Raw genomic sequence first — 13,088 nt, 5'->3', positions numbered from 1 at the left:
TTCATTTTAAATATGACGAGCTTCACTCGTTACGCCAACAAGCTGCGCGTCTACAGGCTATTCCAGTCTTGTTACTTTTACTTTTATTTTTCCTGCGTTCGCACCATAAAAGCGGCTTAAGTCGTTTGCAAATGGGCAAAATTCACCAGATTTAGTAATTTTAATATCAGCGCCGTCAGCTATTTTAAATAGGTGCTCGTCGTTTTTATTAATCGCTCCTATCAACGAAAACCATTGTGCATGAGGCAATCGTCTAAACGGTTCAAGCACTGCCATTGGGATTTCTTTTACGCCAAGCTTCACATTATCGCGATGCCAACCTATTGGTGTGCACTTTATACCATCGTCAAACCAGTATTGATTTGGATATGGGGTAAAACGGTAAGTAGCGCCTTGCTCTAGCATAAGGCCAGTTGCATTGTATTGCTCACTAGCAAACACTATTACATCTTGGCTTTGGTTAACGCTCAGCACATTCATGTTTTGATTAGCCAGTTCTATATGTTGGCTTAAACCAATAAAGCTAAGCGTGGTGTTGTCGTTATAGCTAATTTTGTAATGCAGTTTTTTAAGCGATTCTGGGCGGTAACTGGTTAGCTTGTTAATACGCTCTGCAACGCTGTGATGCACTAAAGGTTTAAGATTGCTAGCTTCGTTATCTATAAGTACATAGCATTCTCTGTCTACCAGTTTAAATAAGGGGTTAAACCAAAAGTAATTTTGCTGATGACTTAATGCGAGCGGATCAGGAATAACCGTCACATCATCTTGCGCAACTAAGTTGTTATCGGGTAGTAGTGTTGTGTAATCTATATCGCGGCTAGTTAATAACGAAATATTAAGCGGTTGCTCTATTAACCACTCAAGTGCATAACGCAAGCTAATATCGGCTAGGCCATCGCGGTAGTAACCACCGCCAATGTCTGAATGCGCGCCAGCAAACCACAGCTCGGTAACATTATTTTGATGGTTCATTAGTGTGGGTTCAAAGGCGCGGCGTTTTTCGTCAAGCGATACACAGTGCAGAGCTTGAGATACGTTTGTGGCTATGGTGTGGTTTTCAAAAATAACATGTTCAGCGCCGCGCGTTGCTTTACTTACTTTTGATAAGCCAATTGAGGCCACTGTATCAAATACACAAAGGTAGACTCGCTCACATATTAATAACTCCAAACATTTTGCAAAGCGCCTGGCAAGTGCAGCACCTCTACTAAAACCTGTTAAAAGTAGTGAATCGCCTAGTTGGTAATGAGTTTTAAAATCGGTTAAAGCCTGATTTAAAATACTGGCTACATCGTCACCACGAGGTGCAAATGTTTGGTTTAATACACGCTTTAAGCGACTACCTTTAGTGCCTATCCCTTGATAATAAAAACTGAGTTGGTTTGACTGTGGGGTAATGGGGGAGTCTTCTAATTTACCGCCAAGCAGTAAGTGTAATTTTAGAATATTAGAAATACTGGCGTCTTCTTTAAAGTGTTCTGAGCTAAATTGCTCTGCGTCACGGGGCTCATTCCCTGTGCCATCAAAGTTGAAAATTAGCGTTTTGCCCGTCATAACCCAATTTCCTTAGTTGTTTTAAATACTCTACACAGACAATGTTAAAAATTAAAGACAGTGATAACGCTCACTGCCTTTAATTTAAATCGCCTTTAATGTAACTTCATTTTTGGGCGCACTACACGCAGTACTTTTTCGCTTATCCATAATGCAAAGGTTTTTGCACTGCCGTGAATAGCGCGTTGATGCATTCTATAAAGCGATATATACATAAAGCGGGCAATTTTACCTTCAATAAAAAAGGTATTACTGGTGAGGTTACCCATTAAATTACCCACAGTACTGTAGCTTGATAAATTAACAAGTGAGCCATGGTCGCTATACTTAAAGCCGCGTAGTGGTTGCTGTTTTAGCGTGGCGATAAGGTTTTTTTCGACGCACTGCGCCATTTGGTGCGCCGATTGTGCGCGTGGTGGTACTTGCTTACCATCTGCTTGCGTAAATGCGCAGCAATCGCCTAACACAAAAATGCTTTCATCAACGGTGCTTTGTAAAAACTCGTTTACTTGAATTTGGTTGCTGCGGGTCAACTCAAAAACACCTAAATCTTTTATAAAATCAGGCGCTTTTACGCCTGCTGCCCACACCATAATATCGGCATCAATATGTTCTTCATCTTTGGTGATAAAGCCTTGTGCGGTGCCTTCTTTTACTTGCGTTTGCTCACGTACGTTTACGCCGAGTTTTAATAGTTCGCGTTTGGCGCTGGTGGCTATGCGCTCTGGTAATGCAGGTAGAATACGCGGGCCTGCCTCTATTAAATGTATATGTAAACGTTTAGAGGACATATTCGTCAAGCCGTATAGCTTTAATAGCTCAGACACATGGTAAAGCTCGGCAGATAGCTCAACACCGGTAGCACCGCCGCCTACAATGGCGATATTAAGCGATTGTTGTTGATTGTCGTCCTGATGAAGGCGCGTAAAGCTGTCGAGTAATGAATGCTGAAAGCGTTCTGCTTGTTGGCTTGAGTCTAAAAAGTAACAATGCTCTTTTATACCTGGGGTATTAAAGTCGTTACTTACGCTGCCAATGGCAATAACAAGGTGATCGTAGCGTACCGTGCGCCCAGGTAAAATGGTGTGGCCTAATTCGTCGTTGAGCGGGGAGAGAGTAATTGTTTTATTGCTTTGGTCTATATTGCAAAAAGTACCAAGTTGAAAACGGTAATGATGTTTTGCGGCATGGGCTGAGTACACAACGCCATCTAAATCGGGGTCAATAGAGCCTGTCGCTACTTCGTGCAGTAACGGCTTCCATATGTGGGTACGGTTTTTGTCTATTAACAGTATATCTGCTTGGTTTTTTTTCCCTAGTTTATGCCCTAGTTGGGTTGCAAGCTCTAACCCGCCAGCACCACCGCCAATAACGACGATTTTAGGTATTGTAATACTCATAACGTTGCCCTTAAAAATAATATACCCAAATAATCTGTATTATTTTTAGTGTTTTGAGGTTATTTGGGTATTATAAAAATTATTTTGGCAAGCGTAATAACATACTCTTTAGTGAGGTTATTTTGCGCTTAAATAAAGGATATGTCAGCAAAAAATGATGATTAAAGGCATATAAGTTATACTCACTTTTTTATCGCTTAGCTGTGCAGTTAAATCGCTGTTTGAAAAACAACGAAAAGGGTATTTATGACCACGCCATTAATTCAGTCACTTGAACAACATTTTGGTTTTAGCCAATTTAGAACAGGGCAGCAACAAACTATAGAGCAGCTTTTAAATGGTCAATCGTCGTTGGCTATATTTCCGACCGGCTCGGGTAAATCGTTGTGCTACCAACTCACTGCTTTGCACTTACCTAATTTAACCTTAGTGGTTTCGCCTTTACTTGCGTTGATGAAAGATCAAATTAGCTTTTTAAATAGCAAAGGTATTTATGCTGCAAGCCTTGATTCGAGCCAAGATCAAATGCAAAGCGGCACCGTAATGAACGACGTGCGAAACGGTAAAATTAAAGTATTAATGGTCTCGGTTGAGCGATTTAAAAACGAACGCTTTAGAGAGTTTATAAGCCAAATCGCGCTTTCTATGCTGGTGGTAGACGAAGCGCACTGTATATCAGAATGGGGCCATAACTTTAGACCCGACTACCTTAAGCTACCGCGTTACCGCGAAGAGCTTAATATTCCTTTAGTGTTGTTACTTACTGCAACGGCCACTAAAAAAGTAAAACGCGATATGGCAGAGCGATTTGCTATATCGCCTGAGTGCATTGTACAAACGGGCTTTTACCGCGCTAATTTAGATTTAAGCGTGTTGAGTGTTAAAACAGCCGATAAAAATACCGAGCTTACCAACATTGTGCGCGCGCAAAATGGCCCTGGTATTGTGTATGTAACGCTACAGCAAAGCGCAGAGCAAGTCGCTAATGTGCTAAGCGCGCAAGGTATTCACGCTGTTGCTTACCATGCAGGGCTTGAAGATACGCTACGCTGGCAAATTCAAGATGACTTTATGGCGGGTAAAATTAACGTAGTGGTGGCTACCATTGCCTTTGGTATGGGCGTTGATAAGTCGGACATTCGCTTTGTTATACATTATGACTTACCTAAATCGATAGAAAACTACAGCCAAGAAATTGGCCGTGCAGGGCGCGATGGCAATCCATCAAATTGCTACACCCTTGCCAATTTAGATGGGCTAAATACGGTTGAAAACTTTGTATATGGCGACACCCCAGAGCTTAGCGGTATTGAATATGTAATTAACGATATTCGCCAAAGCCACCAGCAATGGGAAATGCAAGAGTACAGCCTTTCAAGCGAAAGTAATATTAGGCAACTGGCTCTTAAAACCTTGCTAGTACAACTTGAAATGCAAGGTGCAATAACGCCACAATATGCCTACTACGCCGATTTTAAATATAAATTTTTGGTTGATAAAAACGAGCTACTAAGCCAGTTTAACGAGCAGCGACAAGCATTTTTAACACAAATATTTAGCCATACCTATTTTAAAAAAATATGGGGTACGCTAAATTTTGACTCGCTTACACAAGCCGCGCAGGTTGATCGAAAACGCGTAGTGGCAGCCCTTGATTACCTAGCCGAAAAAAACCTAATAACGCTTGAAACCAAACGTATTACCCAAGTATACAAAGTGCATGGAGAGGTTATAAATAACCCAGAACTTGCCCAGCAACTACATGACTACTTTACCGATAAAGAGCAAGCCGAAATTAAACGTATTGCTGCATTGATACGCTTTTTTGAGCTGCAAAGCTGCTTAAGTTATAACTTGGCGCGTTATTTTGATGATCAAAATGCACCTGAACAATGTGGGCATTGTAGTGTGTGCAGAGGTCACGCTGTTAAGCTTGAATACTCTATAGAGCCAGCCTATATTGGCGATCAGCTTATTTATCAAAGAATTGATGAGTTTTTAGCGCATATGGCAGGTAAGGGTAATCATAATGTGGGTATTGAAACTCAATGCCGATTTTTAGCGGGGATGAGTGTACCGTTATTTGCGCGTAATAAAGTGCGCCAGCTGAGTGGCTTTGCACTGTGCGAGCAGATGCGTTATGGCGATATAAAAGCAAAACTACTAGCGCGTTAAACTAGTTACTGTATCCTAGTGGCTTATTCAAAAAAGTAAGCCACTATGCCTCATATTGTTATCCCTGTTGAAAATATTTCTGCTACCCCAGAGCCTGTTGCATGTGCTAACTGCCAAGCCTGTTGTTGCCAATTAGAAGTGCGCATAGTAACTGACACCGGCGTGCCTTTTAACTACATTGAATACGATAAATGGGGCAGCGAAGTAATGAAACGCGCTGGTGACGGTTGGTGCCAAGCACTCGACCGCAATACGCTTATGTGCTCCATTTACGAAAATCGGCCATTAGTTTGCCGCGAGTTTGAAATGGCGTCGGGTGAGTGTATTACCGAGCGAGAGCTCGCTGGTCTCTAGGGTCTGTTGAACTTTGCGGATTAAAATTCGTTCAAACTAGGCGCTATTTAATCGCGGCGCGAGATTTGCAACCTAGTGGGCTCGGTAACTGCTCCTGTGTTATTCTACTGACTTACATCCCTGTCTCTTGATCACAACTTTTCTGTCTGCTGAATTGATATTAACAATTCGGCAGATTCGACCATTTCTGCTAATTTCAACCACCCCTTCCAGAGTGCTTTTACGCCAACTCGACCATTTCTTTTACTGTCATACCACCCTCCCAATTTCGCTAAACTATAGTATAGCCAATGGAGAGACGGTACTTTATCCGGCAACACATCCTTTTCAACCTTTGCCCATAGTAATTTCCACGTCATCTCTTTAACACAAGTTGTACATCTCACTTCTTTGTCTAATTCACTCCTTTGCGCCATATTTTGCAGCTGTAATAACCTGACAGCAATAAACGCTTTAATGATCGCAATTCGTAAAATATTATCACTGTGCTGCAAACGTAAATCTTCTACTTCGGTTCCATCTGTTTTCCATGTTTTATGAAACTCCTCTACACGCCAGCGAAGTTCATAGTATCTTACTAATTTCTGGGCATCTTCTGCTGTATTTACGGGCTCTGTCGTATATAAAATCCAACATAATGGATTTTTTTGCGTACTTTCTTTTTCCTGACAGACAATGACATTGACGCTCAATGTCGGTGATTCTTGCCCTTGTACTCGCTTAGGCTTGGCGAGTGTTATAGGTTGATAGCTCAATGTAATTCGGGCCTGACGCGCTTTTCTTCCCGCACGTTGCGCTATATTAATAGTGTAACAACACTGACCCTGCGCTGTTTCTATTAACTGATTGAGATTGCATTGAGGCTCTATTAATTTTCTATTTTCTTTTGCTCTGACTAAAAATCGATGCCCTTCATCTTTTTGGTAAGTCATGTACTCATAAATGTCAGCTTCTCTGTCGCAGATGTTAAGTATATTTGATAATTCACCTGTACGTTTTTTTATATCCATTAATGTTTGTTGCCAGCGATAGCTTTCTTTCTCTTCGTAAGGGCGTTGCTGTTGTTGATCTTTAGTCCCTTTAACCTTTGATTTCCTAAACCAATAGTACTGGTCGAGTAAACCAATAACGTGCTCCGTATCTGCATCAATTGCTAAAGTTGAATGCGCATATAGCGTTCTTGTTTTTGATGGTTTTCCTAATGTATTTGCACAGTTCACATCGCCTAATTCTTTGCAAACACTGTGTTTAAATGTCAATCCTGTCGTATCTTGGATAGCGAGAACCAAAGGCAACTGCTTTACCGCTTCACTCGTTTGTGAGAATCCTGAATCGGCAATCGCTTGAGGGGATATTTTCTCATTTCTAATGAAACGATAAGCGGCTTCAATTTTTGCGGGTGTATCAGAAGCCTTAACAATTGAGCTGTCTGCATTCTCAGCCATATCGCTTGCTAGTAGAGCTAATCGTCGGGTGCGTCTCGGATCTCCTAAATTAGCGTTACCAAAAATTAATTGAGCCCATTCTTCAGAAGTGTTTGTGTGCATATGATAAATCTATGAGTGATGATGATCGATTAGATCACAGACTTAACGATATTCAAAGACTTGTGTATAAGAGACAGACTTACATCCATGTAAGAATAAGTAAAAACCGAGCAACAAAGAGTAAATAGCCCTAGGAAGAACCCTTTGGACAGCACCTGTTTGGCATTAATGCTACGTTATCACCCATTTATGGGGAATAACCACACGGCATAGGCTCTGCCTTGCCTAAATACCAAACAGACTTAGTTTCTCTAGCAGTTCGATGGCTGTCATTCAGTATTTCTTGTTAGTACCTATAATAAGTCCAGGAGCATTATAGGTACTGGCAGCACTTACTCAATACACTGGTCTTATTTAAGCTTCCAGCTAGACGAGAGGATAGAAGATATTCCCGATGGGTTAAGCCAAAACCATCTAAGTATCCCCATAAAAAGAAAAATGCCGGTCAGCTTAACTGACTGGCATTAGGCTTAAAGCCCCTTTGTTTATTACTTACTATAAAGAATTAAACTTTAAAGTAACTAATATATTTCTTAAGCGTGTTTGAAAGGTCAGCTAATGCAACGGCTTCTTGTGCGTTACTATTAAGTGACATACTGGTTTCTTTCGACATACTGGCAATTTCTTCAACACCGGTACTAATTTGCGCCACGGTGGCTACTTGGTTTGATGTTGCTTCAACAATTTCAAGTACGTTACTTAATGAGTCGTTAGCTTGTTGCTGTATTTGGTGTAGTAACTCGTTTGCCTCGTGAGTAAGCGTTAAGCCGTTTTCTACTTGCGGTACAGTGGTTTCCATTGCTGTTACCGACGCTTGCGTGTTTTCTTGTACTTGCAAAATCATCTTTTCAATATCGCCTGTTGCATCACCGGTACGCTGGGCAAGTTGCCTTACCTCATCAGCAACAACGGCAAACCCTCGGCCTGTTTCGCCTGCTCTTGCGGCTTCTATTGCAGCATTTAGTGCAAGCAAGTTTGTTTGATCAGAAATACCGCGTATCACACTTAAAATATCGCCAATGTGCTTTACATGTTCTTGAAGTACATTTACTTGGGTAACCGTTGCTTTTACCGTTACTGATATTTGTTCAATCTCGGCTGCCACTTTTTGCACTGCCGTACTGCCTTGCTGCGATAACTGGGCCGTAACTTTTGAATTGTCTTCAGTTTGCCTTACTGCATCGGCAACAGAATGAATACTGCGACTCATTTCTTCTAAACTACTGACTGCAGAATTGGTATATGTTACTTGTGTATCGGCTGCGCTTAGTGCTTGTTGTGAGCCTGATGCCACACTTGCTGAATGTGTTGAGAGCTCTTCAGATGAATTAATAATGCTATCTACTATGGCTTTTAGCTTAGTTTGCATTACTCCTACTGATGCCATCATGCTGTCGGGGCAACACGAGTGTACATCGCCTCTTAAATCGCCTTGTGCGATAAGTGCAATTACTTCGGCGGCTTCTTGTGGTTCTCCACCGACTGAATTTCTGATCAGTTGGCTAATAATATAAGCGACGCTTGCACCAATGATAATAGCGAGTGCCGTTAGCGAAATCATCCAAATTTCAAACGAGCTGGCAATATCGAGAGTATCAATAGTAGTGGTTTGGTTTGCTTGCGCTTGCAAGTTTATAAATTGATTTATGGTATTAAGCCACTCGGCAAAAGCAGGGCGGGCATCGTTTAATAAAATATTCGAAGCCTCGTTTAAATTACCTGCATTTTTAGCACTTATTACATTTTGTATAAAAGGGAGGGTACGTCGTTCTATTTGGTTAATCTTATTTATAAGAGCGCGCTCTGCACTCGACATATCTGTAGTTAACTCGGCCATAGCGCGACTCGATGTTTGATAAAATGTGTCGAGTTCTTTTATATTATTAAAAACTGTATTTAAATCGCTCTGGTTTGTTATTAACACAACATCGCGAACTGCAATAGCCCTGTCGTGTACACTGCCTCTAAAATTAATAGCGTATCGCTGCTTTACCGAATTTACGTCTGTTATGTGAGTAATATTAGAGTTAATGAGGCTAACACGTGAAATTCCGATAATGGTTAAAATAAGCATCATTGATAAGATCACGCCGAAACCAGTAGCTAAGCGCATATTTATTGTCATGATTTGTCCCAAATATGAAAAGTACTCGTTTTTAAGCTTACCAGTACAATTAAGAAATTTTATAATAATGAATGTATTATGCACCATGACCATTGGTTTTAGCACAATAATAAGTTTTTTTGTAAAAAATATGTATATAAAATTTATGGTTAAGCTATAAAGCTAAAAAAGAGGCCTAAGGCCTCTTGAATTTATCTGTATTAAATCATTTATTAGTCGTACTTTGCTTCTAGTTCATTAGCTGTATGAAACTTTTCATGGCTTTGTAATTGCTCGTCGTATTTAACGAGGTTTTTAAAGTGCGCTAATTGACCTGAGTTTTTAACTATTTCAACAATAAACGACATCATAAAATCAGCGCCCGTTAGGGTATCGCCCACTAAATAACGTTTACCTCCAAGGCGGTCGTTAAAGTAGCTAATTACTTTAGCTGTTTCAGCGTCTGCATAGCCTTCTAAAAACTGTGTTTTAGCGCCGTCTTTTAGTACAAACATTTTAAGTAAAAGCGGTAAAATTGCTGAGCTTTCTGCAAAGTGAAGCCATTGCTGGTAGTCAACATATTCAGCGGTATCTACTTTTGGAGCAAATTTACCGTTACCGTATTTAGAAATAAGGTAGTCGGTAATAGCGCCTGATTCAGCAATAATTAAACCGCCGTCTTCAATTACCGGAGACTTACCAAGTTGATGAATATGCTTTAATGCGTCAGGGGCTAGGAAGGTGTCTTTATTGCGCTGGTAAGCCACAACTTCGTAGTCAACATCTAGCTCTTCTAAAAGCCAAATTATACGTTTAGAACGGGATTTATTTAAATGGTGTAGTTTGATCATGTCAGTCCTTTTGTGGCTTGTAAGGGCTTGGCCTTACAAGCCGGTTAAAATTAAAGTGGGTTATTAATTTTAACCACTGTTTTACCAAAGTTTTTACCGCATATCATATCGTTGAACGCGCCTACTGTATTTTCGATGCCTTCTACCATGTGCTCACGGTATTGAATTTTTCCGTCTTGTAGCCATTTTTGCATGTCTTGTGCAAACTCGTCGTAACGGTCGCCGTAATCATCAAAAATAATAAAGCCTTGCATTTTAATACGCTTGGTAAGCAATTGACCCATTAGCATACCTAAACGGTCTGGGCCTTCTGGCAAGCTAGTTGCGTTATATTGCGATACTAAACCACACAATGGTACGCGTGCAGCGGTGTTTAATAGTGGTAATACGGCGTCGAATACTTTACCGCCCACATTTTCGTAGTAAACATCAATGCCTTTATCGCAGGCTTTTTCTAGTTGCTCTGCAAAGTCATTTGCTTTGTGATCAATACAGGCATCAAACCCTAGTTTTTCAACTGCGTGTGCACATTTTTCGCTACCACCAGCAACACCCACTACTTTACAGCCTTTAATTTTAGCTATTTGACCAACGGTTGCGCCTACAGGGCCTGTTGCTGCTGCAACAACTACGGTTTCGCCTTCTTTAGGCTGGCCAATATCTAGTAAACCCATGTAAGCAGTAAAGCCAGGCATACCCATAATACCTAATGCGTACGAAGGGTTTGCAGGTTCTTTACCTAACTGCATTAAGCCTTCGCCATCGGTAATGGCGTAGTCTTGCCAACCTGTGTAGGCAAGTACCCATTCACCGATCCTAAACTTATCGTTTTTAGACTCTTCTACTTGGCACACGGTTGCGCCAACCATTACATCGCCAATATTAACAGGGTCTGCGTACGACTTAGCATCGCTCATACGACCACGCATATACGGGTCTAGTGATAGGTAAATAGTGCGTAGTAAAACTTCGCCGTCTTTTAATGCTGGAAGCTCTACTGTTTTTAATTTAAAGTTTTCATCTGTTGGAGCGCCATTAGGGCGTGATTCAAGAGTAAGTTGGCGACTAGTTGTAGACATAAAAGATCTCCTATTAAAGTGAATTTACTTAGCGAATGTTTATGCGTTAAATTAATATCTAACCTAAACAATAATGCGTGCTAAGCAGTGTAAATATATATTTTTACCTCAATAGATGAGCTTTGGGCGAGGTACTGGTAATTCAAGTTTTGCAGAGTATTTATTCTAAATGGTTTATTTTAGCTTACTAAATATATGATTGTTGTAAAACACCCCGTTTTTATAAATGGCCTGTTTAAGCACAGCCTCTTGCTCAAAGCCGCTCTTAGTAAGTGCCTTCATAGAGCCAGTATTACCAGCAAACACAGCGCCAAAAATTCTATTTAGGTTAGATTGCGCAAACGCTTCTTCGCAGATAAGTTCAATAGCGCGAGTAATAATGCCTTGCCCCCAATAGGTTTTATTTAGCCAATAACCAATTTCGCCACTGTGGCTGTATTCAAATTCGCCGGGAGTTATGCCAATACAGCCCGCAAATTCCCCATTTACAACAATGGCCTTAATAATACCGTTTTTTGAGCCTTGGTTTATCCACCAATCAGCATCGGCTTGAGTATACGGAAACGGAATTTTTGACGATAAATAACGCGTTACCTGTTCATCATTTAAGGTGTTAATAATAAAAGGCGCGTCTTGGGCTTTAAACTCTCTGAGGGTGATCATATTTTTCCATAAATTTTTAGTATGCACGCTAACTTAGCAATCATTTAAGAGTTAAACAATCAGAACCTAAATTAAACGGTTTACGGCTATTACTTTGTTTTAAAGTCCTCTAATATAAGCAAAATATTACACCTATTTTAGATGCCATTATGCACCCTCACATTAAAGCGCTTTATAACAGCGCCCAAAAACCAAGCCGTTTAATTATTGGTTTAATGAGCGGAACCTCGTTGGACGGGCTTGATGTTGCACTGTGTAAAGTAACGGGCGCAGGCTTAAATACACACATTGAGGTTTTAAATTTTACCACCGTTGACTACAACGACAATTATAAAACTAAAATAAAGCAGGTATTTGCTAAGCGAGAATGCGATTTAGAGCTTGTTACTTTATTGCACCCGTGGGTAGGTAAACTCCATGGCGATATGGTTAACCAGTGCTTACATACTTGGCAAATAAACCCAGCAAATATTGATGTAATAGCGAGCCACGGGCAAACCATTTACCACTGTCCGCAGTCGCAACATAATCACAAAAGCTTTAATAACGGCACCTTACAAATTGGCGATAGCGACCAAATAGCCGTTACTACGGGTATTACAACCATTGGGGATTTTAGGCAAAAACACATAGCCGCAGGAGGCGAGGGCGCACCACTGGCTGTGTATGGCGATTATTTATATTTTTCGAGCGCTATTGAAAGTCGGGTTTTGCTAAATATGGGCGGCATAGCTAACTTAACGTTTTTACCCAAAAATGGTGATGCAAACGGTGTGTTTAGCTCCGATATTGGCCCCGGTAATACCATTATGGATGCCTACGTACAGCAGCATTTTATAGGACTACATTATGACGATGGCGCAAAAATAGCAAAAGCAGGCAAGGTAAATACGCCATTATTGAATGCATTATGTAATAACGCATTTTTTAAACTCCCAATGCCTAAAACCACAGGGCCTGAGGTATTTAACTTAGCGTATTTAAATGCCGCACAGCAACTTACAAATACTCACCATTTAAGCCATGAAGATATAATGGCCACCTTAAATACCTTTACTGCAACCGTTATAGCAAATGCATTAAACGAGTGTGCAGAGCGCGCACAAAATTGTGTGGTGTATGCAAGTGGTGGCGGTATTCATAATCCGTTACTAATGGCGCAACTTACAGCGCTTTGTCCACGTATTAAGGCTTTTAAAAATACTGACGATTTAGGTATAAATCCCGACGCAAAAGAGGCCGTGTTATTTGCTATTTTAGCAAACGAATGCCTAGCAGGAGAGCAGCAACACCTAAGTAATACTGCACAAGGTATCGCGGGAGTCACTATGGGTAAAGTAAGTTTTGCAGACTAATAA

10 protein-coding genes are annotated in these 13,088 nt (G+C 40.7%); 3 read left to right on the top strand and 7 right to left on the bottom strand.

Annotated features, from left to right (window positions below):
• Window positions 1–57: 57 nt before the first annotated feature.
• Window positions 58–1,557 (bottom strand): phospholipase effector Tle1 domain-containing protein, encoded by a 1,500-nt coding sequence (locus AC0VZ4_RS24225; protein ID WP_475441871.1) that lies wholly within the window; start codon window positions 1,555–1,557, stop codon window positions 58–60.
• 95 nt (window positions 1,558–1,652) lie between these two features.
• A complete protein-coding gene (locus AC0VZ4_RS24220; RefSeq protein ID WP_096794238.1) occupies window positions 1,653–2,957 on the bottom strand; it encodes an NAD(P)/FAD-dependent oxidoreductase in 1,305 nt (434 codons plus the stop codon).
• 246 nt (window positions 2,958–3,203) lie between these two features.
• On the opposite strand from AC0VZ4_RS24220, the gene AC0VZ4_RS24215 reads away from it, so the two are divergent.
• Window positions 3,204–5,132, top strand: coding sequence for a RecQ family ATP-dependent DNA helicase (locus tag AC0VZ4_RS24215; protein WP_475441870.1), 1,929 nt, complete (start codon window positions 3,204–3,206; stop codon window positions 5,130–5,132).
• A gap of 45 nt (window positions 5,133–5,177) precedes the next feature.
• Window positions 5,178–5,486 (top strand): YkgJ family cysteine cluster protein, encoded by a 309-nt coding sequence (locus AC0VZ4_RS24210; protein ID WP_475441869.1) that lies wholly within the window; start codon window positions 5,178–5,180, stop codon window positions 5,484–5,486.
• A 131-nt stretch (window positions 5,487–5,617) separates the two neighbouring features.
• Here the strand turns inward: AC0VZ4_RS24210 and AC0VZ4_RS24205 are convergent, their stop codons facing one another.
• The 5 genes from AC0VZ4_RS24205 to AC0VZ4_RS24185 form a co-directional block, all read right to left on the bottom strand.
• Window positions 5,618–7,033, bottom strand: a complete 1,416-nt coding sequence (locus AC0VZ4_RS24205) for an IS4 family transposase (RefSeq protein ID WP_457934785.1) — start codon at window positions 7,031–7,033, stop codon at window positions 5,618–5,620.
• Window positions 7,034–7,538: 505 nt separating this feature from the next.
• Entirely contained in the window at window positions 7,539–9,158 is a 1,620-nt protein-coding gene (locus AC0VZ4_RS24200; protein ID WP_475441868.1) for a methyl-accepting chemotaxis protein, read from the bottom strand.
• 212 nt (window positions 9,159–9,370) lie between these two features.
• Window positions 9,371–9,988, bottom strand: coding sequence for a glutathione S-transferase family protein (locus tag AC0VZ4_RS24195; protein WP_475441867.1), 618 nt, complete (start codon window positions 9,986–9,988; stop codon window positions 9,371–9,373).
• Between the two features lie 50 nt (window positions 9,989–10,038).
• Window positions 10,039–11,067 (bottom strand): NADP-dependent oxidoreductase, encoded by a 1,029-nt coding sequence (locus AC0VZ4_RS24190; protein WP_475441866.1) that lies wholly within the window; start codon window positions 11,065–11,067, stop codon window positions 10,039–10,041.
• Between the two features lie 174 nt (window positions 11,068–11,241).
• Window positions 11,242–11,730, bottom strand: coding sequence for a GNAT family N-acetyltransferase (locus tag AC0VZ4_RS24185; RefSeq protein ID WP_475442210.1), 489 nt, complete (start codon window positions 11,728–11,730; stop codon window positions 11,242–11,244).
• Between the two features lie 149 nt (window positions 11,731–11,879).
• Here AC0VZ4_RS24185 and AC0VZ4_RS24180 point away from each other — a divergent pair, with 149 nt between their 5' ends.
• Entirely contained in the window at window positions 11,880–13,085 is a 1,206-nt protein-coding gene (locus AC0VZ4_RS24180) for an anhydro-N-acetylmuramic acid kinase (RefSeq protein WP_475441865.1), read from the top strand.
• Window positions 13,086–13,088: the final 3 nt, after the last annotated feature.

This window comes from Pseudoalteromonas sp. QJM3NY_22, from assembly GCF_056173065.1.
The sequence above is the reverse complement of the archived record's forward strand: the minus strand, read 5'-3'. Positions and strand labels throughout refer to the sequence as shown.

Coding starts and splice junctions, on each gene's coding strand:
- AC0VZ4_RS24225 (WP_475441871.1), bottom strand. CDS start 1,557: ATGACGGGCAAAACGCTAATTTTCAACTTTGATGGCACAGGGAATGAG.
- AC0VZ4_RS24220 (WP_096794238.1), bottom strand. CDS start 2,957: ATGAGTATTACAATACCTAAAATCGTCGTTATTGGCGGTGGTGCTGGC.
- AC0VZ4_RS24215 (WP_475441870.1), top strand. CDS start 3,204: ATGACCACGCCATTAATTCAGTCACTTGAACAACATTTTGGTTTTAGC.
- AC0VZ4_RS24210 (WP_475441869.1), top strand. CDS start 5,178: ATGCCTCATATTGTTATCCCTGTTGAAAATATTTCTGCTACCCCAGAG.
- AC0VZ4_RS24205 (WP_457934785.1), bottom strand. CDS start 7,033: ATGCACACAAACACTTCTGAAGAATGGGCTCAATTAATTTTTGGTAAC.
- AC0VZ4_RS24200 (WP_475441868.1), bottom strand. CDS start 9,158: ATGACAATAAATATGCGCTTAGCTACTGGTTTCGGCGTGATCTTATCA.
- AC0VZ4_RS24195 (WP_475441867.1), bottom strand. CDS start 9,988: ATGATCAAACTACACCATTTAAATAAATCCCGTTCTAAACGTATAATT.
- AC0VZ4_RS24190 (WP_475441866.1), bottom strand. CDS start 11,067: ATGTCTACAACTAGTCGCCAACTTACTCTTGAATCACGCCCTAATGGC.
- AC0VZ4_RS24185 (WP_475442210.1), bottom strand. CDS start 11,730: ATGATCACCCTCAGAGAGTTTAAAGCCCAAGACGCGCCTTTTATTATT.
- AC0VZ4_RS24180 (WP_475441865.1), top strand. CDS start 11,880: ATGCACCCTCACATTAAAGCGCTTTATAACAGCGCCCAAAAACCAAGC.